Source organism: Streptomyces sp. NRRL F-5122 (genome assembly GCF_001507435.1).
Lineage (GTDB): Bacteria > Actinomycetota > Actinomycetes > Streptomycetales > Streptomycetaceae > Streptomyces > Streptomyces lannensis.
This window is the reverse complement of record NZ_LMWH01000262.1, coordinates 14,174-38,501: the sequence shown is the minus strand read 5'-3', so window position 1 is coordinate 38,501 and position 24,328 is coordinate 14,174. Positions and strand designations below refer to the sequence as shown.

Below are 24,328 nucleotides of genomic sequence, written 5' to 3'. Positions count from 1 at the left end.
GCTGATGACGCACACCCCGAGCGATTCGCCGTCGGCGCCCTGGAGGCACTGGAACGACACCGCGAACGGCTTCTCGGCGCCCTGGCTCGTCGGCAGCCACGTCCGGTACTCGTGGATCTTGGTCGTACCGTTCCGGAGGACCTGCCGCATCACCGCCTCGATCGTTTCGGCATCGGCACCGGGCATCACATCGGTGAACCGACGCCCGAGGCGCCGGTCCCGGGAGAGGCCGTCGTGGATGTCCATGACCTCGTTCGCGAAGGTGCACCGCAGCTGCCGGTCGCGGACGGCGACCCCGATCGGCGCGCGGGCGAGGAGCGGTCCCCGCACCGATCCGTCCACCGTGTCCCCGGACGGCATGCCGGCGTCGGTCATGGACGCGAGCCATCGTGCCGATCCGTCCTGACCGCGCAACGCCGTGATCCGCACATTGACGTCGAGCACCCGGCCGTCCCGGCGGCGCACCGCCGTCACGCCCGGCCAGCCGTTCACGGCCCGGCACCGTTCCACGAACGCCGATGTCGTCGCTTCCACGAAGGACGGCAGCACGAGCGCGGCCGACCGGCCCACGATGTCCCCGGCGGAGTGTCCGAGGAGCCGCTCGGCACCTTGAGCCCAGGCGGCGACCGTCCCCTGCTCGTCGAGCAGCGCGATGGCCGTGTCGGATACGTCGGAGGCGTTCAACTGCTTGCCGAGTGTCAATGTGTCGAGGCTGCTCGGGGTCATCTGGTGCGGTCCTCGCAATGTCCGGGGGAGTCGACGACATGGGCGTTGGGGAGGTTTTGCCCTTTTTGTTTGAGTGACCCGGTGAAGCCCGGTTCTGTGACAGTGCGTCCCATGGCAGTGACGCAGCCCACATCGTCGAGGTCCAAGGACGGTGGCGGGCTCCCGGACGAGCGGCTGTCCGAGGGCGCTCCGGGCGCGGCGGGAATCCCCGTGCGGGTCCGCTCGAGGGCGGCCCCGCACGGCGCCGAGGCACGTGCCCCACCGCGCATCGATGGAATGCGGGCCCCGGCCGGGTCTGCGAGGATCGCTGCATGATCGTCGGGATCCGGTCACTCGCGATGGGGTGGACGGCCGTCGTGCCGGTGATCGCGGTGGTCCTGCTGGCCTTCACCTGGGGGCGCGGCCTGCCTGGCGGGGTCGTCGCCCTGGTGGCGGTGGTGCTGGCCGGATCCGTACTGGCCGCGGTCCATCACGCCGAAGTCGTCGCGCACCGGGTCGGCGAACCCTTCGGCTCACTCGTGCTCGCCGTCGCGGTCACGGTCATCGAGGTGGCACTCATCGTCACACTGATGGCGGACGGTGGCGCCAAGGGCGCGACCCTGGCTCGCGACACCGTCTTCGCGGCGGTGATGATCACCTGCAACGGGGTGGTGGGCCTGAGCCTTCTCGTCGCCTCGCTGCGGCACGGCATCGCGGTGTTCAACGCGGAGGGCACCGGAGCCGCCCTCGCGACCGTGGCGACACTGGCCACCCTCAGCATGGTCCTGCCGACCTTCACCACCAGCAGGCCCGGCCCCGAGTTCTCCCCGACGCAGCTCACCTTCGCCGCGCTGTCCTCACTGGTCACGTACCTGCTGTTCGTGGCGACCCAGACCGTGCGCCATCGCGACTACTTCCTCCCGATCACCCGGCAGGGAGAGGTGATCACCGCGGACGACCACGCCAACCCGCCCTCCGTCCGCGCCACGGCCTTCAGCCTCGCGCTGCTCGGCCTCGCCCTCGTCGGTGTCGTCGGACTGGCCAAGGGCGTGTCGCCCACCGTCGAGTCCGGCGTGGCGGCGGCAGGCATGCCGCAGGACGTCGTCGGCGTGGTCATCGCGCTGCTCGTACTGCTGCCCGAGACCATCGCCGCCCTGCGGTCGGCACGCCGCGACCGGGTCCAGACGAGTCTCAACCTTGCGCTCGGCTCCGCGATGGCCAGTATCGGCCTGACCATCCCCGCCGTCGCCCTGGCGTCGATGTGGCTCTCCGGACCGCTCGTGCTGGGCCTCGGCTCCGTCCATATGGTGCTGCTCGCCCTGACCGTGGTCCTGGGTTCGCTGACGGTGGTACCCGGCCGGGCCACACCACTTCAGGGAGGTGTCCACCTGGTGGTGTTCGCGGCCTATCTGGAGCTGGCGATCACCCCCTAGACCGCCCCCGGACCCCGCGCGCTCACCATGACGGACCGGTTTCTCACGGGGCTGCGATCCCGGGCGGCTGCCGGGCGGTGTCCCGGACATCCAGGCGCCATGACGGCGCACGCCGCACAGGCGGCGGCCGGAGCCGTGCGGGTGGAGGGAGATCGTCGTACGGCACCGTCAGACCGCGACGGCTTCGCCCATCTCCTCCTCGGCCGCCTCGTCCGCGGTGTCCTGCTCCATGCTCGCCGGTGGGGTCGCCGCCGGGGCGGGGGCGGCGTGGCGCTCGGCCACCGCGGCGGCGGCCAGCAGCAGCAGTCCCGCGACCAGCCAGAGGACCAGCGTGAGGATGTGGCCGGCGAAGCCCGCCGAGTCGAAGTAGAGCAGGCTGCGTGCGCCCTCGACGAAGCCCGCGCCGTTCCAGAAGGCGTGCAGCGCGCCGAAGAAGCCGTTCTGCAGCGCGGGCTGGAAGATGCCGCCTGAGCTGGTGAAGTTGAGCATCACGAACAGCACCATCAGGGCCAGCGTCGTCCAGCGCTTGAGGAAGGTGTGCAGGGCGATGCCGATGGTGAGGATCCCCGCCGAATAGAGCCAGGACATGCCCCACAACCCGAGCAGGTGGTGGTCGGCGAGGTGGAAGACCGGCCCGGCCAGCACGGTTCCTATGACGCTGACCACAAGTGACGTGCCGAGGCCGATGGCGGCCCGGATCCTTGTGCTGAGGGCCGCGCCGCCCGCACCGATCGCGGCGACGCTGGCGTAGGAGCCGATGCTCAGCGCGACCAGCAGGAAGAACAGCCCCTGTCCGGTCGGGTCGCCGTCGGCGAGCCGGGACACGTCGGTGACGCGCAGGGGTGCGCCCTGCTTGCCGGCCACGGTCGTGAACACCGCCTGCGCGGCGGTGGCGGAGGTGTCGGAGTTGGCCTTGGCGACCAGCAACTCGGGATGCTTGTTGCTGGGCACATAGGCGCCGACCAGGTCCCGGTCCATGATCTGGCGCTGTGCGGCGGCCCGGTCGGGCACGGTGGTGACGTCCAGGGCGTCCCCGGCCTTGTCCTTGATCGTCTGGGCCAGCACCTGATGGCGCGGTGAGGTACCGACGACGGCGACCTTCAGCCCGTGCGCGTGCGGTGCGTGGAAGGCCCCGAGGTAGGCCATGCCCATACCCAGGCACATCAGCATCGGGGTGAGCAGCAGGATCACCACGTGGCGGACGGCATGGCGGGTGGAGGTCACTGTCGGCCGCTCCGCGGCCAGACGGTGGGTACTCATCGAGGGCTCTCCTTCGGGTTGGTGGTTGTAAACTACATATAAATCTTGTTGTAAGCTACAACTATTCGGGAAGGGTGCTTGTCATGCCGGACCGCGATGCGTCGATGGACGTCATCCAGCGCGAACTCACCCGGTTCGCGCGTCGCGCCCGCCAGAAGGCCGCCCAGCTCCATCCGGAGCTGTCACTGGTGGCCCACAGCATGCTCGACCACATGGACAAGAACGGCAGCTGTCACGCCGCCGACCTCGCCGGGCACTTCCTGCTGGACAAGTCGACCGTCAGCCGGCAGATCGCGATGCTGGAGGCGGAGGGCCTGATCGTGCGCGAGCCCGACCCGGACGACCACCGGAAGCAGATTTTGAAGGCGTCCGAGAAGGGCCTTGATCTGCTGAAGGGCGCCAACCGTCAGCGCCGCGCGTCCTTCGAGCGGCGGTTCACCCACTGGGGCGACGCCGACGTGGCACAGCTGGCCGCGTACCTGCGGTGCTACAACACGGCTGAGGGCGACTGAACCGGGACGCGGCAACGGATCCTGTCGCCTGCCGCCATGCGCTGCGGTGATGTACCAGGACCCCGTCCACGGCCCCGGCATACGGCCGCTTCGGGCGGCACGCACCTGGCCGTGCACCGAGCGCCGCGTTCCAACGGGTGAGGGAACCCGCCGAGTTGATCGCGTTGTCAGTCCCCCCTGCCAACATCCCGCCATGCCGTACGACGCCTTGGTGGCCGAATCCCGCAGGAACGACGGGCTCGACGAAGTGCGGTCCGTCGCGCTCGACCGTGTCCGCTGGCTCGTCGACCTCCTGGAACATCAACGGACCGAGTTCCGGCGCTCCATGGGGCACGAGTACCGGCGATCCAGGACGCAGGGCGCGGCGACCCGGACCGAGATCGACGGGCGACTCGCGGCCTGCACGGACGAGGAGGGCAGGGCCGCTGTCCTGTGCCTCATGCTGGCCGCCTGCTTCGACGACACGAGCCTGTGGCAGTACGACGCCGAAATCGGGTCGCTGATCTCGTGGGTGCGGGGCTGGACGCCCGGCGAGGTCGCCGTGATGCTGCTCCGCGCCACCGAGTACGACATGAACCACTGGTTCGCCGAATCACTGGGTCAGGTGCTGAACGCCGCCGACCAGCTCGACGCCGAGGGCCGCCGTGCGGTCGGGCCCTGGCTGCGGCACGCGCACACCCGGCTCATGGACACCACCGTCGAGGCGCGCCTGCGCGCATCGCTCGCCCAGCGCCTCCGGGCGCTGCTCGCGAGTGTGGACGAGGCGGACATCCCCGAGGGACTGATACCCGTCGGTGCTCCCTGGGCCGCCCCGCTGAGGGATCGCGCGAAGACTTCCCCGACGTCGGAAACGGCCCGCTTCATCAGGCACTTGGCGAGTCCGTCGGGGCCGCGACCCGCGCAGAGGTGGCGGCGGACCTGCCTCGAACTCGCGGACGCGGCGTCGGCACGGGACCTCGTGGCCGACGTCCTGCGGGCGCTGGCCGAGGACGATCCGCTGTGCAGCACGGGAAGCGGTGCGCACACCGGCTGGCTGCATGACGGATACCACTACCACTACGTCGTCCACCAGAACGACGCCGACCTGGCACGGGGCATCGTCTGGGCGGCCGCGCTGACAGCAGGCCCGGCAGCGGTGCGGCACCTCGGCGCGCTCGCGCTGCGGACCGGCGGACACGGAACCGGGGTGATCGAGGACCTCAAGCTCGCGGGTGCCGCCATCAACGCCCTGGCCGAGACCGGCGATACGGCCTCCCTCGAGGCCCTGTGGCGGTTGCAGTCCCGGATCAGGCACCGGGCACTGCGCAAGCAGCTCGACACCGCGCTGGTGACGGCGGCCGGCAAGCAGGGCATCACGGCGGAGCAGCTCATCGAGCGCAGTGTGCCGGACCACGGCCTGGCGCCGGACGGCTCGCTGGAACGAGAGGTGGGCGGACACCGGGTGCGAGTGGCGATCGACGGGGCGGGAACCCTACGGCTCACCTTCTCGCGCCCCGACGGAACCACGTCCCGCACGGCTCCGGCGGCAGTGAAGGACGGATTCCCCGACGAGCTCGGGGAACTGAAGACCCTGGCCAAGGAGATACGGGGGACGCTGTCAGGCGAACGGGCCCGCGTGGAGGCGCTGATGTCGGCCGGGCGGGAGTGGCCGTACGAGGAGTGGTGCCGCTACTACCGCGACCACCCGGTCACCGGAACTCTTGTCCGCGGCCTGATCTGGGAGTTCCAGGACGAGGGAGGCGAGTGGCGCGCGGTGGCACCGGCGGCCGAGCCGTCCGGTCGGCCCGAGCGCGTCCGGTTGTGGCATCCGATCCGGGCGTCAGCGGAGGACATCAGGGCGTGGCGGGAGCGGATCGTCGCCGAGCGGCTGCGGCAGCCCTTCAAGCAGGCCTTCCGGGAGATCTACCTGCTCACCCCCGCGGAGGAGGAGACCGGTGTCTACTCCAACAGGTTCGCCGCCCATATCGTCCACTACCGGCAGCTCTACGCTCTGTTCAAGGAACGCGGCTGGCAGGCCAACTTCCTCGGCCGGTACGACGGCGGCTACGACGGTCAGGCGCGGGCCGAGTTCGGCGACGGCGAGTGGCGGGCCTGTTTCCACCACGAGCCCGCCGCGGACGACGACGGCGGCTACGCGCCCGAGCTCGCCGCGACGGACCAGGTCCGCTTCGAACGGCGGGACGGCCGGCGCCTGCGTGCGGTACCGCTGGCGGAGGTACCCCCGCTGGTGTTCAGCGAGGCGATGCGGGATGTGGATCTGTTTGTGGGTGTGACGTCGATCGCCGCCGATCCCGAATGGACCGACCGCGGCGAGGACCGTTACGGGGGGTACTGGCGAAGGGTGTCCTTCGGTGCTTTGACGGCGAGTGCCGAGGTGCGCCGGGAGGCGTTGGAACGGATCCTGCCGCGTTTGAAGATCGCCGCCCGGTGCACGCTGGAGGGTCGTTTCCTGGTCGTGCGGGGGGACTTGCGCACGTACAGGATCCATCTGGGCTCGGCGAACATCCTGATGGAACCGGACGACTCCTACTTGTGCATCGTTCCGTCGCGCGGCAAGGGCGACGGCAGGGTCCTCCTGCCGTTCGAGGACGAGCGGCTCTCCCTGATCCTCAGCAAGGCGTTCCTGCTCGCCGCAGACACCGAGATGACCGACGAGACGATCCTCCGCCAGATCAAGCGAGGTGCCTGATGGCCACCGTGACGTTCCGGGACGAGACCGCGACGGGCAAGCCGGTCGCCGCCTGGGGGATCGCCGGGCTGCCGGAACGGATGACCGTACGGGAGCTGATCCGGCTCAGGGTCCGTGAGGAGGTCGCCCGGCACAACAGCCGCCCGAGCACCCATTTCAACGGTCTCGTCCGTCCCGACGACGCCGAGGTCGAACTGAACGGCTACCGACTCCGCGAGCCGCGCCGCATCGACTGGCAGCGCCAGGCCGACACCGCGGAACGCGCCTTCCTGGCCAACGGCTTCTTCGTACTGGCCGGCGACCGCCAGGTCGAGGACCTGGACGAAGTCGTGGACCTGACCGTCGATCCCGACCTGGTCTTCATCAAGTTGGTCGCTTTGGTGGGCGGTTGAGAGAGTTCGGTCTCCGTCAAGCCCTCCGAGAGGCCGGGCACGGCCCTGGGCCCGACGTCGAGCGCCGGCCGTTCGATCCGGCCCGCATCCGTCTCTACTACGGGGAGCAAACGGGAGATCGCAGAGCTCGGCGATGTCGCCGCGACCCACCAGGTCCTCGACGCCCTGGACGGACCCGCCGTCCTGGTCGGCCACTCCTACGGCGGCGTCGTCATCACCGTGGCGGGCAACCACGAGAAGGTCTCCCGCCTCGTCCACGTCGCGGCCTTCGCCCCGGGCAAGGGCGAGTCGGTGAACAGTCTCATCGCCGACCCGCCGCGCGGGGCCCCCGTACCGCCGATCCTGCCGCCCAGGGACGGCTTCCTGTTTTTGGACCGGGACCAGTTCGCCGCCTCGTTCGCCGCGGACATCCCCGTCGGCCAGGCCGCCTTCATGGCGGACTCCCAGGTGCCCCGGGGCGTGGACGTCCTCAGCGGAGCCGCGTCCCAGCCGGCCTGGCGGACCAAGCCGACCTGGTACCTGGTCGCGACCGACGACCGGATGATCCCCCCGCCCGCACAGCGCGCCATGGCCGAGCGGGCTGGGCCGGACCGGCGAGGTCCCCGGCAGCCACTCCGGCTACGTCTCCCAGCGCGGCGCGGTCGCCGATCTGATCAAGCAGACCGCACGCGACCGACCGGCCGGCCCCGCTACGGCGGCCACGCGCAGCGACCCCACACAGGTGCGCCCGCACGAACTGCCGATGCGCGGTCCCTGATGACCCGCGGGACGGGCCAGCGCCCGGCGACCATCGGGCCGCCGTCCGCCCGCCCCGCGGCGTACCTGCCCCAGCGACTCACCCACACCGGACCAGCGACCAGGGCAGGACGGGGCGGCTGGAGGAGACCCTTGTCGTGTCCCCGTGCCGGAGATGTGCGCCAGTCGCCCGGTCGGCTGGCGGCGACGCCCGGCGGCGGTAAAGCTTTGGAGACCGAAGTGGTCGAGGGGGAAGCGAAGCTGATGTGACTGTGGAGGAGCCGTGGGCAGCCTGGTCGTCGTCGGAGTGGATGGCTCGTCGTCGAGTGATGCGGCGGTGGTGCAGGCCGCCCGGGAAGCACAGCGCCGTCATGCGACGCTTCGTGTGGTGCACGGTTTCAGCTGGCCTGTCGGGCCCATGTACGCACCGCTGGACCCGTCGCCGCTCAATCGCCTGGCGCACGACTCCGCGGAGCTTGCCCGCAGTGTCGCGCCGGAGGTGGAGGTCACCGATGCCGTGATGACAGGCGGCGCGGTAGCGGTGCTGACGGCCGAGTCACGAGACGCGGACCTCATGGTCGTCGGCCGGCGCGGCATCGGGGGCTTCGTCGGCATGCTGCTGGGCTCGACGGCGGTCTCCCTGGCCACTCACAGCCAGTGTCCGGTGATCGTGGTCAGCGACGAACCGGATGACGCGGGGCCGATCGTGCTGGCCGTCGACGGCTCGCCCGAAGGCGAGAACGCGGTCGAATTCGCCTTTGCCGAGGCGGCGTTGCGCGGAGCCGAGATCAGGGCCGTGCATGCGTGGCTGCCCGATTACGCGCCGGCCGGTACGGGCGTGGAGAGCGCGGAGCGATTGCTGGCCCAGGCAGTCGTCGGTCGCCGGGAGAGGTATCCGGACGTCAGGGTCGGACAGGAGGTCCTGAGCGGCGAAACCCGCGAGGTCCTGATCAAGGCGAGCAGCGGCGCCCAGCTGATGGTCGTCGGAGCCAGAGGGCACGGCGGCTTCTCCGGGCTGCTCCTGGGCTCGGTGAGCCAGGCGCTGTTGCACCACGCACACTGCCCGGTCGCCGTCGTCCGCCGTAGTGCGTGACGAGGGTCGTGCAGGGCGGCCGTCGGACGCACAACACGCTGGAGGCTGCCGGGACCGGAGGCGAACCTGCGCGCTGTGCGGGATACCGGTCCTCGCCCCCGTACGGCGTCGTGCGAATGGCCCCAGGGGCGATGTGCGATGGGACGCTCACCCTCGCCAGAGCATCTCGTGTGCCATCGCGATCACCGCGCGGACCGCGGGACCGGGCGTGCGGTCGGACGGAGAAGCCAGGGAGAACTGCCAATCCAGGTCGGCGTCGACGACGGTCAGCGTGGCGACGTCCTGCCCCTGGCCGAGGGCGACCCGTGGCAGCAGTGCCACGCCCAGTCCGTTTCGGACGTAGTCCACACCGGTGGTGAGATCGGTGATCTCGATGGCGACGCGGTGGGGGACGGAGGCGGCGTCGAAGGCCCGGTCGGCAACGGTCCGGTTGCTGTATCCCACGGGAAAGTCCACGAAGTCCAGGCCGGCGAGCTCGGTGATCGACACGCTGCGTCGCTTTGCGAGCGGATGGTCGGCGGGCACGACGAGATCGAGCACCGAGGTGGCGAGGTCGGTCAGCGTGATGCCGGTGGGGCACGGTCCGGGCCCCGAGACGAAGGCAAGGTCGAGCCGCCGTTCGAGGAGGGCTTCGATCAGACCCTGGGAGCCGGAGGGGGCGGCGCTGGTCCGCAGGAACACACCGGGATGACGCCGGTGGAATTCACCCAGGAACACGGGAAGGTCGATGAGCCCGATCGTGGCGATCGCGCCGAGCCGCAGTGTGCCGCTGAGCCCGCCGCGGACCTCGGCCACCGCGTCCGCGGCCTCCCGGGCGGCGTCGAGAGCGGCATGGGCGCGCGGGAGCAGGGCGGCACCGGCATCGGTGAGCAGTACGCGTTTGGGGGTGCGTTCCAGCAGCGGCGTACCGAGTTCCCGCTCGAGGTTCTTGATCGTGGTGGAGACCGCGGACTGGACGACGTGCACCCGTGCGGCGGCACGGGTGAAGTTCGCTTCCTCCGCGACGGCGACGAAGTACTCGAGCTGGCGCAGTTCCACCTTCCGAGTATCCCTCAAGGTATCTCTCAGCGAGATGGCGGCGGTCTATTACTTCTGTTGGACAGTGCCTGTTGCTCCCAGCGATTCTGTTGGAAGTTCAACCGATACAGGAGGCTGAAAATGACCTACAGGACGCCACCGACATATCTGGGCAGCGGTGACCCGGTGCGACAGCGCAAGGACTACTACCCCCCTTGGCTGGACAATCTTGCCGACGACGTGACGCTGGAGGCCGGTGTCTTCAACGGGACCATCCACGGCGCCAAGGATGTTCGCGCAATACTGTCCTACGCGCGCACTCTGTACGAATTCCAGGACTTCATCTACATCGGCAAGTACGGAGAGAACGGCTTCGTCGAGGACTACGCGGCGACCGTGGACGGCAGGCCGATCGCCAACATCGCCGTCGTCTACAAGAACGAAGAGGGGAAGACACAGCATCTTGTGATGAACCACCGTCCGCTGCCGATGCTCCAGTACTTCTCCCGGAAGCTGGGCGAGCACTTCGCCGGGACCGAGTACGCGAAGTACTGCGTCGACCCGGCGGATGCCGACCGCGACTGAGCGATCCCGATCATTCCTGCCGCGATATGGAGGAAGAATGTCTCGGAATCAGGCAATCGTGGATGCTTGCCGGCGGGCATACTCCGGATTCGAGGAGAACGATTCCTCGGACCTGGTGGCCCTGATGTCACCTGAGGTGGTTTTCCACTTCCCCACCTCTCTGCCTTACGGCGGGACATTCCACGGCCCGGAAGGGTTTCTCGCCTTCTATCAGGATATCTACGATCACTACTACGAGACCTTCAATTACGACGCACGTACGGTGCTCGACGCCGGGTCACACGTGATCGTTCCCGTCAGGGCCAGGGCAAAGGCGAAGACCGGCCGCACGATGGAGAATGAGCACTGTCTGCTGTTCACCGTGAAAGACGGGTTGATCACCGAGGCCCGGCTGTACGCGGACACCGCCAAGGGCCGCGACTCGATCGAAGGCCTCCAGGTGTGTCCCTCGGCGGCCTGCTGAGCCCTGAACCGACACAGCGGGCATTCGAGCCACGCCGCGCCGTCCGCAGTCGGGAATCGTCCCGCGGCCGGGGCGCCGATCCCGAAAAGACAGATCCATGATCCGAACTCGGAGCGCTGCGCCGGGGCGCGCGGTCCTGATCGCGGACATCGGTAAGCCGCACGAGCCCAGCGCGATCACGTGATCGTCTTGAGTGGGCCGGTGAAGGGCAGGAGGGAGCCCGTGCCGATGACACTCAGCAAACGGGCCGGTTCCATCAAGAAGGAAGGGCCGGCAGCCTGGGCGCCGACGAGGAAGCCGGCACCAGCATCGTTCCTGTCCGGAACGCCCGTCGAATTCGCCGGGCGCTGGGAGATGAAAGGTCTCTCATGCCTCAATCCATGCGCGCGCTCGTAGCCGGAGAGGTCGGCGAGCCGATCGATGTCCTGCGGCTGGAATCCCGGCCTGTTCCCACACCAGGAGCCGGCCAGGCGTTGATCCGTGTGAAGGCGACTCCGATCCACGCCAGCGATCTGCACGTACTGCGTGGCCGCTACGGTTTCTCCCCCGAGTTTCCCACCGTCGGCGGTCACATGGAGTGCGTGGGCCGTATCGAGGCCCTGGGCCCGGATACGGAGGGGCTGAAGATCGGCGAGCGTGTGGTGACCGTTGCGGTCCCGGCGGTGCCCGGGCCCCAGGTGGCCGGCACCTGGCAGGAATACCTTGTGGCCGATACACAAAGGCTCCTGCCGGTCCCGGACCGTCTGAGCGACTCCAGCGCCTGTCAACTCGCCGTCAACCCGTTGACCGCACTGCTCCTCATGACGCGCGAACTCGACGTAAAGCCGGGCGAATGGTTGTTGCAGACGGCCGCTGGCTCCACCGTCGGCCGGCTCGTCATTCAGCTGTCAAGGCATCTGGGTATTCGCACGATCAATGTCGTGCGGCGACGTGATGCCGTCGAGGAGATCAAAGCGCTCGGCGGTGACGAGGTCATTTGCACCGAGGACGAGGACCTGTTGCAGCGCGTGGCCGAGATCGCAGGACAGTCCGGCGTACGCAAGGCCGTCGACTGCGTGGCGGGACATGTGGGTGCCCAGGTGTCCCAGGCATTGGCTCCGGGAGGGGAGGTCGTGGTCTACGGCGCGCTGTCCACCCATCGGCAGACCGACCCGGCGGCGTTGACGATCCCGCTGCAGGCACGCTCGGTCATCTATGAGACCAAGGCGGTCCGTGGCTTCTGGCTGAACCGCTGGTTCGGCACGGCTTCCCCCGAGGATGCGCTGCGCGCGCTGTCCGAGGTCCGCGGTCTCGTCGCTGACGGAGTGCTGAGCATCCCCCGGGGCCGGCCGTTCCCGCTCGAACGCTTCACCGAAGCCATCGCGCTCGCCGAAACACCCGCCCGAGGCGCCAAGCCTGTCTTCGTCTTCGAAGACGGCGGCGACAACGACGGCGGGCAGGAAGGGGTGTTGTCGGCGGCTGTGGCCATCAGCCCCGACGGGCGACGACGGCTTCCGCGACGCTGAAGACCACGTCGCACTCGGCGCACTGCGCGTTGCCGAAGACGTAGGTCAACTTGTGTGCGACGCCGGACTGGTCGTCGGCGAGGGCGCGGTTGTGGAGTCTTCGGCCGAGCCCCGCCAGGGCTGAGGAAGCCTGTGGCTGCAGTGGCACTTTCCTTGCCGTGGTGGCCTTCATGTACATGCTGTCGGTGGTCGAAAAGAAGCCGTGTGCCCCGAAGGCTACGAAGTTCTCTGTACTGCACGTGGGGCAGGAGACCTCGTACTCCTCGTCGTTCAGCCCGTCGAGCCATTCGCCCCAGACGTCGGCACCCTCGAAGCTCAGGAGGGCGGCCAGCAAGTGGACGTATGTGGTGGGGGTGTCGGCGAGTCCGGGGTCCTGGAGCGCTTCCTCGGTCAGCCTCACCAGGTCGGATATTTCTGACGCGTAGGCCACTCGGGGATCTTGAACGCCGTAGGGCTGGTCCGTGCCGGCCACGATGGAACGCTCGGATCCTGTGGAGCCGGCCCGGCTGCGTCGAGCAGTCCGGGAACTTCTTCTGCTGTGCCGTAGGCGTGGTGCAACTCGGACCAGTCCGTCATTCCAGTGATCCAAGCAGACGGCGACCGCATGACATCGGCCGGTCGGGGGCCGAGCGGGAACCCCGTCTCCGGGGTGGGCCAGGACCGATCGTCCGAAGGGGCCGCCAACCTGCAGGCATGGGCCAAGACCCCGTCGGCAGCTCGTCCACGGACCGCGACACGGGCCCGCTCCTGGCGGCATGGCGCTGCACGGACACGGAGACCCCGCCTCAGCGTTTCCGCAGGTGACGGGCTCTTTGGGCACCATGCCAGGTGACGGGGTCATTGGGCACCATGCAGGGTGTCCCCGGCAGGCTTCGAACCCGAGTACACGGGTCCGGAGTGACTGCCTCGATCACTACCAGCAGTTCTCTGACCTGCGACGGAGCCCATCGCAAGCCGTCGGCGACACAGGCGGCGCCGGACGCGTTTCGCAACGCCGGTTCGCGGCTCGCGCTGTCGGCACGCGGGGCGGCCGAGTGGCTCGGGGCCGAGTACCCACGGCCGCCCCTCCGGCCATCGCCTGTGCAGGCGACCGGGACCCGGTGGACTATCGAAGTGACCGGAAGCCCGTGCGGAGTTCCCCGACGAAGAGCTCCGGCTGCTCCCACGCGGCGAAGTGTCCGCCCTTGGGCAGCCTGTTGTAGTGGACGAGGTTCGGGTACGCCTGCTCCGACCAGCTCTTGGGGGCCTGGTAGAGCTCGTCGGGGAAGACGCTCACCGCTACCGGGAGTTTGACACCCTTCGAACCGAAGAAGGGAGTCGTGTTCTCCGCGTAGAGGCGGGCCGCGGAGATCGCCGTGTTCGTCAGCCAGAAGAGCGTGATGTTGTCCAGGACATCGTCCCGCGTCAGGCCTTCACTCACTCCGTTGAAGGACCGGGTGATCAGCTCCAGGCTGGCCTTGTCGTGGTCGAGCAGGAAGGCGGCCAGGCCGACGGGGGAGTCCGCGAGCGCCGTGAGGGACTGCGGGCGCGAGGCCATCATGTAGGCGTAGTAGACGTGCCGGTAGACGAATTCCAGCTGCTCGACGGCGTGCTTTTGCTCGTCGTCGGCGAGGACGACGTCGGACGGCAGCGGGTTGCCGGCGATGATGGCCTGCTCGACGGCGGGCGGAATCACCTTGGGCATGTTGGTGTGGATACCGACCAGGCCCTCGGGCTCCTGCACTCCCATGAGGTCGGTGACGACCGCGCCCCAGTCGCCGCCCTGCGCGACGTACTTGGTGTATCCGAGGCGCTTCATCAGTTCGCCCCAGGCGCGGGCGATGCGCTCCGGACCCCAGCCGGACGCGGTCGGCTTGCCGGAGAAGCCGTAGCCGGGCATCGACGGGATCACCACGTGGAAGGCGTCCGAGGCGTCACCACCGTGGGCCGTCGGGTTCGTGAGCGGCTCGATGATCTTCAGCTGCTCGATGATCGAACCCGGCCAGCCGTGGGTGACGATCACCGGCAGCGCGTTCTCGTGCTTCGAGCGGACGTGGATGAAATGGATGTCCAGCCCGTCGATCTCGGTGATGAACTGCGGGTAGGAGTTCAGCCGCGCCTCGACCTTGCGCCAGTCGTACTCGTTCGCCCAGTAACGCGCCAGTTCCTTGACGGTGGAGAGCTGGGTGCCCTGGGACTGATCGCCGACGGTCTCCTTCTCGGGGAAGCGCGTCGCCTCGATACGCGCACGCAGGTCCTGGAGCTCCGCGTCGGGGAATTCGAACGTGAACGGGTGGACAGTCGTCGATGCGGAAGTGTCAGACATATGGGGGGTGCTCCTTGCGATGTCGGCGACCCTCTGTCGCCGGCTCGTCCACAGTCGTCCAGGTCTGCGTGCTTCGCCCCAGGGAAACCCCCGGGGTGTCCCCGTGGTCGAACCCCCGGGGTGCGGCGGATCCGCGTACAACTACTGAAAACACCCAAAAGGGAATACGGTCAAAACAGCGCGTAGATGCATCAAAGTGGCGTTCCGGGGAGATCGGCCTATGGGTGTACAGTCCATGGACTCTCGAGTCGCGCTACTGGGCCGGGACCACGAGCTGGCGGCGCTGGAGCGGGTACTGGCCACAGCACGGGCGGGCGACAGCGCGGTCCTGGTCCTGCGTGGTGAAGCCGGGATCGGCAAGACCGCGTTGCTGGACCACGCGGTCGGCCAGGCCGTCGGATTCCGCTCCCTCGGCATCGTGGGCATCGAGTGGGAGATGGAGCTTCCCTTCGCGAGCCTTCACCAGCTTTGCGTGCCCTTGCTGGGCAGGCTCCACGAGCTGCCCGATCCACAGCGTGATGCACTGTCCGTCGCATTCGGACTACAGAAAGGTGAGGTGCCGAATCGGTTCCTCGTGGGTCTGGCTGTGCTCGGTCTGCTGGCCGGCGCCGCCGAAGACGGGCCGCTGGCCTGCCTCGTCGATGACGCGCAGTGGCTGGATGAGGAGTCCCTGCAGGTGCTGGCATTCGTGGCCAGGCGGTTGGCGGCCGATTCGATCGCCTTGATCTTCGCCCTGCGGGATTGCGATGACGGCCGTGAGCTGGCCGGTCTGCCGGAGCTGATCGTCGAGGGCCTGAGCGATCACGAGGCGCGTGCCCTGCTGGCCTCGGCGGTTCGCGTGCCACTCGACCCGCTGGTACGGGACAGAATCGTCGCCGAGACGCACGGCAACCCGATGGCGCTGCTCCGACTGCCACACACCCTGGCGCCCGCCGAGCTGGCGGGTGGCTTCTGGCTGCCCGGCAGGCGACCCTTGGCAAGTCGCATCGAAAGCGCCCTTCACCAGCAGTTCCGATCGCTCCCGGTGGACAGCCGGCGTCTTCTGCTGACTGCCGCGGCCGAGCCGACCGGAGACGTCGATCTGTTGCGGCGCGCAGCCGTCCTGCAGGGGATACCGGACGATGCCGCGATGTCGGCCGAGGCCGCGGGACTGGTCGAGTTCGGTACCAGGGTGCGATTCCACCATCCCCTGGTGCGCTCGGCCATCTACCAGGGGGCGTCCGCGCCGGGGCGCCGGGCGGCGCACCGGGCGCTGGCGGAGGCCACCGATCCCCATCTTGATCCTGATCGCAGGGCGTGGCACCGCGCTCACGCCACCGACCGGCCTGACGAGGGCATTGCGGTGGACCTGGAGCGCTCGGCGGGCAGGGCCCAGGGCAGGGGAGGAATCGCCGCGGCGGCCTCGTTCCTGCAGCAGGCGACGGAGCTGACCCCCGATGCCACGCGGAGAGCCGGCCGTGCACTGGCCGCCGCTCAGGCCCACATCGACGCAGGCGGGGTCGACCAGGCTCAGTCCCTGCTGGCCATCGCGGAGGCGGGTCCACTCGACGACCTGCAGCGCGCCCGACTCGAGCGACTGCGGGCCCGGCTGGTGTTCTCCCAGGTGCGCGGCAGCGCAGCGCCTCGGCTCCTGCTCGATGCCGCACACCGGCTGGCACCTCTCGACGCCGCCCTTGCCCGCGACACCCTCCTGGAAACGCTCGGCGCGGCGAGCTTCGCCGGCCGATTGGGCGAAGGACCCGGGCTGCGCGAGGTCGCCGAGGCGGCTCGCGCCGGCCCGCCGTCCAGGACACCGCCGCGGATGGTGGACGTTCTTCTGGACAGCGTCACCGGTCGGATCCTTGATGGCTACGTCGCCGGAGTCGCCGCCCTCAGGCATGCGATGCACGTCGTCCGACAGGAGCAGAAGACCCGTGCGACGGAAGCGGAAAGGCGCTGGCTGTGGCTGGCGTTCCGTGTGGCACCCGAGCCTCTCGCACCAGAGCTGTGGGACGACGAAGCATGGCACGAGATGGCGCAGGGCGCCGTCGGCCTCGCTCGCGAGGCGGGGGCGCTCAATGTCCTCCCGATGGCGCTGACCTACCAGGCGTGCTCCCACGTCCACGCCGGCGAATTCGACACCGCTGAGGCTCTGATCGACGAGGCCACGGCGATCTCGGAGGCGGTGGGCGGCGTACCGATGATGTACACGTCCCTGCTTCTCGCCGCCTGGCGAGGACAGGCATCCCCGGCCCTGGACCACATAGAGGCCACCATCGAAGAAGTGCGTGCCAGGGGTGAGGGACGCGTTCTCGGCCTGGCCGAGTACGCAACCGCACTGCTCTGCAACGGACTCGGCCGCTACGATGCCGCGCTGGCCGCCGCGACGCGTGCATGCCAGTACGAGGACCTGGGCTTCTTCGGGTGGTCGCTCGCCGAACTCATCGAGGCGGCCGCCCGCAGCGGGCAGCCGGAGTCCGGCGAGGCAGCACTGGACGATCTCACCGAGCGCACGCGTGCGACCGGCACCGAATGGGCCTTGGGCACGGCGGCCTGCTCGCGGGCGTTGCTGAGTGACGATCAGGCCGCCGATGCACTCTACCGGGAGGCGGTCGAGCGTCTCGGACACTGCCGCGTCGCCGTCCAACTGGCCCGTGCGCGCCTGCTGTACGGCGAGTGGCTGCGCCGCCGGAACCGCCGTCAGGAAAGCCGTGCTCAACTACGCTGCGCCTACCAGGCATTCAGCAGGTTCGGAGCCGACGGCTTCGCCGAACGGGCCGGCAGGGAGCTGCTGGCGACGGGAGAAACCGTACGCAAGCGAACGGTGGGCGCCGACGCCGAACTCACCAGCCAGGAAGCCCAGATCGCCAGGCTGGCCGGAGACCACACCAACTCGGAGATCGCCGCCCAGCTGTTCATCAGCCCCCGCACGGTGGAGTGGCACCTCGGCAACGTATTCGCCAAGCTGGGCGTGAGTTCCCGCAGGCACCTTCGCTCAGCGTTGTCTGCGTCGAAATCGGGGATGCCGGGGGCCTGACGGAGTCGCGACAGCCCGCGCTGTCGGGAGCGGGCCCTTTGACAGGGCCGAGTGGCTCTCCGATGTCGTGGACCCGGTGTCCGGGGGCCGGCGATTCCTGGGTCTCACCTGCGACGATGCGTCAGGGTTCCGTCCACGCTCGTCTGCGGACCTTGGCATGTGGTCGCTGCGGCGACATACGCCTGTGCGTAGGCAGAGCCCCCGCACCTAGCGCTTTCACTGGTGGCGGGGCTTTGGGCACTTTATGCCGGGGGTGCCCCCGGGGGGACAGGCTTCGAACCTGCGCACACGGCTCCGGAGGGCAGGCGCCAGGAGTGCAGAAACGAGCCTCTGAACTGGGCGAACTTCCAGGGCGCCATTTCCGCAAACGTCCCTCACTCGCTGCTCACTCGGAGGTTAGGGCCATGGGGTGAGCGCTACGGCCGGCGTCGTCGAGCCCGTGGGCCGGGCCGTACAGGCGAGTGTGGTCCGGGCGACGCGGCACCCAGAGAGTCGTTCGGTGGCTTGAGGGGGGCGACGGGTTCAGGCGGTTGGCCATCGACAGTTTCCAGACCGGGCAGGAACGCGTGGTCCGGGTTGATGCGACCGTGTTGGGCGCGCTCGGGTACTGGCAGGATGCGGCGTCGATTCAGCTCAGCGACATCGATCAGGGGTGCGGCCAAGATGTGGTCGAGTAACTCCGCTTGCTGCGGCTCAAGGGCGGTTAGGTGACTGAGTACGGCGAGGATCTCCACAAGTTCCCGACTCCACTCGTGCTCCCAGTGTTCGGGGCGCTCGCGGTCGAGTTCGCTGGTCACCTTGCCAGCGGTGCGGTTGCTGCGGTAGGCGAGCCAGCTGTCGAGTACGTTGCGTCCGCCGGTGGTGTAGTTGCGCATGCGCAGCGTGACGCCAGTAAAGACGCCCCCTTCGATGATCAGGTGCTCGTTTTCGGAGTCGTAGGTGATAGCGGAGGGGAGAGTGTCAGGCGCAACTTCTCGGGCGTACGTGATCTCGGGGTGCAGCCGTCGCCACCAATTCGATGTGCCTGCTGGGCGGCCGTCACCGGGGTCGATGCAACGTGTGCCGAATGTGGAGGCCCACAGAATGTGGTGTCCCAGGCTGACGGCTTCATGCCAGAGGTCGCTAGCGGCGGTCAAGGGGATGCGTACGCCAGGTGAGTTGAGATCGTCTGCATAGCGCTCGGTGAAGGCAGGATGGGCGGTGACGGCGGCCATGTAGGCCAGCAGATCCTCAGGGAGGACCTCTTTGAGGCCGTAGGAGTTGGCGAGGTGATGCAGCAGCCCGGGAGCGATGTTGGGGGTGCCGTTAGCGTGGAGGAGTGGCAGGACGCGACCGCCATTTCCCTTGAAGTAGTCATTGTCGGGAATGAGGGCGGTGAAAAGCAGCGCCGGACCAGTCTGCAGGCGTTGTGAGTGCTGTTCGACGACGAAAACCTGACCGTCGATGGCGGCTCGCCACAATTCTGGGCGGCAAAAGTCAATGACGCGACCGTCTGGTATGAGCCACTGGCGGTCGAAGGCTCTGCGGGCGATGCTTATCGGACCAGGACAGGGACCTTGCTCGTCACGGAGGAGAGTTCGTGGATGGGGGTGACCCGGTATCTGGAGGGCTTCTTTGTCCACGGCGCGATCGCGGGTCTCTTTGAACAACGCCTGTTGCGTGACGGGATCGCGTTCCTGGACGAGGCGGTCCCAGCGTCGACGCAGGACAGATTTGGACGGGCTGATGACCCAGTTCCGATTGGGCTTTATACCCGGCTTACGCCAGGGCATCAGGTCGCTGAGGGCGGGAAAGGAATCCCAGCCGCTGTGGGAGGCGGGTGTGAAAGGGACGTGCTCGTCAGGCCGGGAGGTGCTCCAGCCGGTACCGTCGATGTGCAGGTCGTGCAATTGCTGTTCTTTGTCATGGCGGGTGCCATGGACAGCCGTGTAGTGGACGGGGGCCAGTTGGTCTCGCCGTTCGCCTTGCTTGCGGACAAAGATGGCGATGGCCAACTCCTGCTGGACACCAGGGAAAAAGCGGCTGTTGAGCGGGGGCCTCTTGGTTTCAGGGGTGAGGTCGATGACCCAGCCCTCGGTGCAAGTGCGACGCAAGTATGAGCGCATTCCCTGAAAGCCGGCGCCGCGAATGAACCCGCCGGTGCTGACGAAGCAGACAACACCGTGGCGGTCGTCCTCGTACTGGTCGAAGACTTTGTGAGTGGCCCAGCGCCAGAAGTAGGTACACAGGCTTTTCAACTTGTTCTCGTACACTCCTGCCGCACCGCGCAACCGGAAGGCGTCTAGAGGCGGGGCCCCTCGGTCTGGAGATCCGTTCTCGATCCATCCTCCCTGGCCCTCTGCCTGTTCGCGGTGGGGAGGGTTGCCGATGACTACGGTGATGCGCTCCTCGCGCTGGATGGTGCTGGCGGCTTCAGCGTTGTCACGTAAGGGACCCCACAAGGCGCCGTAGCGGGTGAAGAGCTCGCTTGGCCGCCAAGGGTCGGCGAGGGTGTCGGCTAGATGTAGACGCATGTCGCCCAGCCGGACCCGGGCGTTAAGAGAACGCAGCATCTGCCCGACGCGCATCTGAGCGACGGCGAAGGCACCCATCTGCTTTTCAAAGCCGATCAGCCGGCTTGCAAGTTCTTGTACGGATTCGGCGCGGAACCCGTCATTGCCGCCCTCGGATTGCTTGCGGGCGACAAGGTCGATGATGCCGGTAAGGAAGGTACCGGTGCCCATGGCCGGGTCGATGATGGACACACCAGGGTCGGCGAAACCGTCCTGGCAACCCAGCGTAGTGATCAACGCCTCATCGACAAGGCGGATCATCTCCTCCATCAACGGTGCTGGGGTGTAGTAGGTGCCGGAGTCCTTACGGAGGTCTGGGTCGTACTCCTGCAGGAAGTGTTCGTAAAGGTGCACGTGGAAGCTGGGGTCGCTAGATAGGGCACTTCGCCAGTCAATGGCATCGATGACGCGAACGAGCATGTCGAGGCTGTCGCGGAATTCTCCCTCGACTTGGTCTGTGAGAATCTGCAGAGCGCGCCCCATGACGGAGTGCTCCGCTCCAAGACGCCGACCGACCTCATGCAGGCTCATCTTGGCTAGTGTGTTGCCGTGCCCATCGGCGATGTCCGAGCTGGCTAGCAGGAGTGCGAAGGTGACGGATTGGGCGTAGCGGTCGGCGAAGGCCGCACGTTTGTCCCGGTCATCGGTAGTGGGAAAGAGATCGACTTCAAGGTTGGATGCCAGGTCGGTGAAGGGGCGCCGATGGCGGGGGAGGCGGGCTTCGGCGTCGAGACGGTCGTGGACGGCATCTCGTAGAAGAGTGCACAGGGGGGCTACCTGGGCAACCACTTCCCGCATCGACGTCAACGGATGCGGCTGCCAACTGAAGAACGCCGTCAGCATTGATTCAAAAGCGGCCTCGCTGGCTACCGGTAGCCGAAGGCGGGCGCCTGCGGTACGCAGATCGCCCTCGAGGTGGATGGTTTCGCCATGCTGCCGACCGGAGCGGTACATGATCCATGTCTGGCCGTTGGTGTATATCAAGTTGGGGAGCTTCGCCATGCCCTCCCACTGTCGGCGGTCGCGTTGATTCAGCCCGCCGGGATGGATCACGCTTTTGTCCGGACTCTTCAGCTCGACGTAGCCGACGATGTTGCGCGACAACTTCCCGATCCGCACAGCCAGGTCAGGGCGTATTCGGTGCGCGGCGATTGCTACCTCGGCATGTAGGACAGCCTGCAACCCCAACGCGCGTGCCGCGTCGACGAGAAGCGTCTCCACGGCGCGACGTATCGCGGCTTCCTTCTGCCCATGCAGCAGTGCCTGCTTGCAGGTCGCACCGAACTCACTGACGATTTGCCGAAGCCCGTCCCTGCGCTGCATCCCGCCCCCAGAGGCCAGCACACTCCCGGTATCCAACTCGACACACGGTAAGTGCACCGTCACCGATCGTCGAGAGCGTCTCTCAAGGTCGCGTACCCCGACCACCTACGACAGCGCCCACTCCTCCGCGGGCCTTGATCGGGCAGGGAAAGTTACGCGCTCTGCTGTTCACCTCTCGTGAGGCAGAGCAGATCGGAAGTCGCCTCCGGCTCCTACGCCTGTTGAGAGGTCGGCTCCGCCGACGGGCTGCAACACCCCGAGGGTGTTGCAGCCGTCTGTGGCCGGACAGCCCGGACACCGGCACTTTGAGCTGTCCGGCCCGTTTGTGCAGGTGAAAGCCTTAACCGGACAGCCGGACAGTCGGACAGCAAGTACACGTCACCAGTATGGGTGTCCGTGGGAAGCTGGAACCCGACGGTCTTCGAAGGAGGAATGCGTGCCGAGCCCTAGCCCGCGCGGGACGTACCACGCGATCTCTCAGACGTTGCGCGAGCGGATCGCCGCTGGGGCCTACCGAGACGGGTTGCCGTCCGAGGCCGAGATCGGGCGCGAGTTCGGAGTGGCCCGTACGACGGTTCGGCGTGCCCTGCGTGCCCTCGAAGAATCGGGGGACATCAGGACTGTCGCTGGTGTTGGCCGCAGGGTCGCCGAGGGCTCCGGGACAGCGCCGTACGAACAGATCATGGCGGACTTGTTGGAGCAGATCCGGAAGGGCGACTTGCCTGCCGGTACGCGTCTTCCGAGCGAGGCGGCCCTTGTCGAGAAGTACGGGGTGTCTCGCGGCACGGTTCGCCGCGCCGTGCGTGAGCTGGAGACTGCCGGCCATGTCGAGGCGCGACACGGGGTTGGCCGGTTCGTCAGTTCTCCTTCCTGAACTCCCGATTGCCTCGGAGGCAGTGGAAATGCAACTGGCCAAGTGGGCCTACGACCTTGCCGAGTCGCTGTTGGCCAACAGCCTGCCGCGGCGGTGGTCCCACTCTCAGCGGGTCTACTCCCAGGCTCTGACCCTGGCGCCGACGCTGGGTGAGGACGCCGAGCTGTTGGCTGCCGCCGCCATCGCGCACGACATCGGATATGCCCAGACCGCCGTAGATACGGGACAGCACATGATCGACGGAGCCCGGTACTTGCGTGACGTCGTGAGGGCTGACCCGCGACTGTGCAGCATCGTAGCCTTCCACACGTCCTCGTCATGGGAGGCATCCGAACTCGGGCTGGACGAAGAACTCAACGAGTTTGGGCCCGCCGAACCTGAGTTGGTGGACGCGATCACCTATTGCGATCTGACCAGTAGTCCGGGCGGGGATCTGGTGGACCCTGCCGAGCGGCTCTCAGAGGTCCTGGAACGGTACGGTCCCGAACACGTCGTCTTCCGGGCGGTATCCGCGGCTCGGCCCAAGCTCATGGCAAGGGTGGCCCGGGTACGGGAGCGTGCCGAGGCGGTGGCGCTGGAGCTCAGCTGATCAGAGGGACTTCAGCGTTGCGGAACCCCTGCTCTAGGCGTCGACGCGTGGTCGGTGAGACGTCCAGAGAATCCAGCTCCGCTCTGGGAACCCACCGCACTGCGAAGGACTCCGAGCTCACCTTGATCTCACCACCGACTGGCCGGGCCCGGAAGCAGAGCGAGAACTCCTGACGCACCTCTCCGTCCGCGAAGGCGATGACGTGCCCAGGGTCGGTGAAAATCCCGACCAGGCCGATCACTTCGACGTGAATGCCTGTCTCCTCTAGAACCTCCCGGACGACCGTACCGGCGATGTTCTCCCCGACCTCCTGGACGCCCCCTGGCATGCCCCAGCGGCCGTTGTCCGAACGTCGCTCCAGGAGTACGTCGCCCGCATCGTTTACGACGAACGCGGTTACCGCGGGCACGATGCTGTTGGCCTTCGGTGCGGCGGGATCGTTGAAATAGTCGGTGCGGCGACTCATGAGGACCTTTCGATGGGGACGGCTTCGGACCACACCTTCTCGAAGCTCTGCTGGTAAGTCGAGACCAACTCTGCGCCGGCGACACGGCGGAGGTGCAGCACCGGGGCCAGGGGGGCGCTCACTCCGTACACCTGCGTGTTGACTAGCCACTCGTCGTCGGAGCGGTATAGCGAGTTGTGGAGGGTTGACCTGTGCATCCGGAACTCGATACCGGGAACCGAGTACAGCGGACGATAGAGCTTCATGACCTCACGCACTTTGTACGCGACGCCCTCGCCGATCTCCTCCTCTTCCCCGCGCCGCTGGATCTCTTGACTCTCGGGGTCGCCTAGCAGGATCCGGGCCCGCACACCGAACGATGCCTTCTGCCTAAGCAGCTGGGGCCACCGTGGGTTCTCCGCTAGGAACACGCCTGCGTGGACGAGTACGCCGATCTCCCGTTCCGCTCGGCCGAAGAGCTGCAACCAGAGTTCCGGGGGAACGTAGGAGCGGTGCGGGTACACCTTCAGGACCTCAGCGTCGGCTGCATCCTGCCGCTGATTGTCGGGAAGGCCGTTCGGCCAGAGATAAGTCTCGTCTTCGTGCAGGAATGCGGCGATGGCAAGGCGATGGCGTCGGTAGGGCGCGCGCCCCTGCGTGATCCAGCGCTCGACGGTTTTCGGGTCCACGCCGATGTGGGTCGCCATGGCGTCGACCGCGATGCCTTGCGTCAACATCGCCGACCGTAAGCGCTCGTTCGCCATACCAACTCCCGGGGACGTCCAGGGACGTACATGACCTACTGAACGCTAGCGAGGACGTCCCAAGTCGTCCA

The 24,328-nt window shown here is 67.7% G+C and carries 20 protein-coding genes; 12 read left to right on the top strand and 8 right to left on the bottom strand.

Annotated elements, in window-relative coordinates:
• A partial coding sequence (locus ADL25_RS35110) for a PAS domain-containing protein (RefSeq protein ID WP_159045070.1) occupies positions 1 to 726 on the bottom strand: 726 nt, incomplete at its 3' end.
• Between the two features lie 311 nt (positions 727 to 1,037).
• Between ADL25_RS35110 and ADL25_RS35105 the strand changes: the two genes are divergently transcribed.
• Positions 1,038 to 2,138, top strand: a complete 1,101-nt coding sequence (locus ADL25_RS35105) for a calcium:proton antiporter (protein ID WP_059131953.1) — start codon at positions 1,038 to 1,040, stop codon at positions 2,136 to 2,138.
• Between the two features lie 168 nt (positions 2,139 to 2,306).
• On the opposite strand, the gene ADL25_RS35100 is transcribed toward ADL25_RS35105, so the two are convergent.
• The gene (locus ADL25_RS35100) at positions 2,307 to 3,398 is read right to left on the bottom strand and encodes a hypothetical protein (RefSeq protein WP_059131952.1); all 1,092 of its coding nucleotides are present in this window, start codon (positions 3,396 to 3,398) and stop codon (positions 2,307 to 2,309) included.
• An 83-nt stretch (positions 3,399 to 3,481) separates the two neighbouring features.
• On the opposite strand from ADL25_RS35100, the gene ADL25_RS35095 reads away from it, so the two are divergent.
• From ADL25_RS35095 to ADL25_RS35075, 5 genes are all read left to right on the top strand, one after another.
• On the top strand, positions 3,482 to 3,910 hold the full coding sequence (locus tag ADL25_RS35095) for a MarR family winged helix-turn-helix transcriptional regulator (RefSeq protein WP_059131951.1): 429 nt from the start codon (positions 3,482 to 3,484) through the stop codon (positions 3,908 to 3,910).
• 193 nt (positions 3,911 to 4,103) lie between these two features.
• Positions 4,104 to 6,599, top strand: a complete 2,496-nt coding sequence (locus ADL25_RS35090; RefSeq protein WP_059131950.1) for a DUF4132 domain-containing protein — start codon at positions 4,104 to 4,106, stop codon at positions 6,597 to 6,599.
• On the top strand, positions 6,599 to 6,991 hold the full coding sequence (locus ADL25_RS35085) for a hypothetical protein (protein WP_059131949.1): 393 nt from the start codon (positions 6,599 to 6,601) through the stop codon (positions 6,989 to 6,991). The genes ADL25_RS35090 and ADL25_RS35085 overlap by 1 nt, the downstream gene beginning before the upstream one ends.
• A gap of 45 nt (positions 6,992 to 7,036) precedes the next feature.
• On the top strand, positions 7,037 to 7,996 hold the full coding sequence (locus ADL25_RS51980) for an alpha/beta hydrolase (protein WP_159045071.1): 960 nt from the start codon (positions 7,037 to 7,039) through the stop codon (positions 7,994 to 7,996).
• A 13-nt stretch (positions 7,997 to 8,009) separates the two neighbouring features.
• Positions 8,010 to 8,819, top strand: coding sequence for a universal stress protein (locus ADL25_RS35075; protein ID WP_107116787.1), 810 nt, complete (start codon positions 8,010 to 8,012; stop codon positions 8,817 to 8,819).
• Positions 8,820 to 8,966: 147 nt separating this feature from the next.
• Here ADL25_RS35075 and ADL25_RS35070 read toward each other — a convergent pair whose 3' ends face one another.
• Complete coding sequence (locus tag ADL25_RS35070) at positions 8,967 to 9,857, bottom strand: LysR family transcriptional regulator (RefSeq protein WP_059131947.1); 891 nt, start codon at positions 9,855 to 9,857, stop codon at positions 8,967 to 8,969.
• A gap of 120 nt (positions 9,858 to 9,977) precedes the next feature.
• On the opposite strand from ADL25_RS35070, the gene ADL25_RS35065 reads away from it, so the two are divergent.
• The 3 genes from ADL25_RS35065 to ADL25_RS35055 all read left to right on the top strand — a co-directional run bounded on the left by ADL25_RS35065 (position 9,978) and on the right by ADL25_RS35055 (position 12,389).
• Entirely contained in the window at positions 9,978 to 10,421 is a 444-nt protein-coding gene (locus ADL25_RS35065; protein ID WP_059131946.1) for a hypothetical protein, read from the top strand.
• 37 nt (positions 10,422 to 10,458) lie between these two features.
• Complete coding sequence (locus ADL25_RS35060) at positions 10,459 to 10,884, top strand: nuclear transport factor 2 family protein (protein ID WP_059131945.1); 426 nt, start codon at positions 10,459 to 10,461, stop codon at positions 10,882 to 10,884.
• Positions 10,885 to 11,252: 368 nt separating this feature from the next.
• A complete protein-coding gene (locus ADL25_RS35055) occupies positions 11,253 to 12,389 on the top strand; it encodes a zinc-dependent alcohol dehydrogenase family protein (RefSeq protein WP_324614090.1) in 1,137 nt (378 codons plus the stop codon).
• Here the strand turns inward: ADL25_RS35055 and ADL25_RS35050 are convergent.
• Both ADL25_RS35050 and ADL25_RS35045 read right to left on the bottom strand, forming a co-directional pair.
• Positions 12,352 to 12,861, bottom strand: a complete 510-nt coding sequence (locus ADL25_RS35050; protein ID WP_199839264.1) for a hypothetical protein — start codon at positions 12,859 to 12,861, stop codon at positions 12,352 to 12,354. The genes ADL25_RS35055 and ADL25_RS35050 overlap by 38 nt on opposite strands.
• Positions 12,862 to 13,494: 633 nt before the next feature.
• The gene (locus ADL25_RS35045; protein ID WP_059131943.1) at positions 13,495 to 14,694 is read right to left on the bottom strand and encodes an epoxide hydrolase family protein; all 1,200 of its coding nucleotides are present in this window, start codon (positions 14,692 to 14,694) and stop codon (positions 13,495 to 13,497) included.
• Positions 14,695 to 14,929: 235 nt separating this feature from the next.
• On the opposite strand from ADL25_RS35045, the gene ADL25_RS35040 reads away from it, so the two are divergent.
• Positions 14,930 to 17,710, top strand: a complete 2,781-nt coding sequence (locus ADL25_RS35040; protein WP_234381165.1) for a helix-turn-helix transcriptional regulator — start codon at positions 14,930 to 14,932, stop codon at positions 17,708 to 17,710.
• Positions 17,711 to 18,126: 416 nt separating this feature from the next.
• On the opposite strand, the gene ADL25_RS35035 is transcribed toward ADL25_RS35040, so the two are convergent.
• Positions 18,127 to 21,585: a type ISP restriction/modification enzyme gene (locus ADL25_RS35035; RefSeq protein WP_059131941.1), complete on the bottom strand. Its 3,459-nt coding sequence runs from the start codon at positions 21,583 to 21,585 to the stop codon at positions 18,127 to 18,129.
• A 262-nt stretch (positions 21,586 to 21,847) separates the two neighbouring features.
• Here ADL25_RS35035 and ADL25_RS52345 point away from each other — a divergent pair, with 262 nt between their 5' ends.
• Together ADL25_RS52345 and ADL25_RS35025 are read left to right on the top strand one after the other, a co-directional pair.
• The gene (locus ADL25_RS52345; protein WP_420711396.1) at positions 21,848 to 22,459 is read left to right on the top strand and encodes a GntR family transcriptional regulator; all 612 of its coding nucleotides are present in this window, start codon (positions 21,848 to 21,850) and stop codon (positions 22,457 to 22,459) included.
• A 28-nt stretch (positions 22,460 to 22,487) separates the two neighbouring features.
• Complete coding sequence (locus ADL25_RS35025; RefSeq protein WP_059131939.1) at positions 22,488 to 23,048, top strand: HD domain-containing protein; 561 nt, start codon at positions 22,488 to 22,490, stop codon at positions 23,046 to 23,048.
• On the opposite strand, the gene ADL25_RS35020 is transcribed toward ADL25_RS35025, so the two are convergent.
• Positions 23,041 to 23,514, bottom strand: coding sequence for an NUDIX domain-containing protein (locus ADL25_RS35020; protein WP_059131938.1), 474 nt, complete (start codon positions 23,512 to 23,514; stop codon positions 23,041 to 23,043). The genes ADL25_RS35025 and ADL25_RS35020 overlap by 8 nt on opposite strands.
• On the bottom strand, positions 23,511 to 24,257 hold the full coding sequence (locus tag ADL25_RS35015) for a helix-turn-helix domain-containing protein (protein ID WP_059131937.1): 747 nt from the start codon (positions 24,255 to 24,257) through the stop codon (positions 23,511 to 23,513). The genes ADL25_RS35020 and ADL25_RS35015 overlap by 4 nt, the downstream gene beginning before the upstream one ends.
• Positions 24,258 to 24,328: the final 71 nt, after the last annotated feature.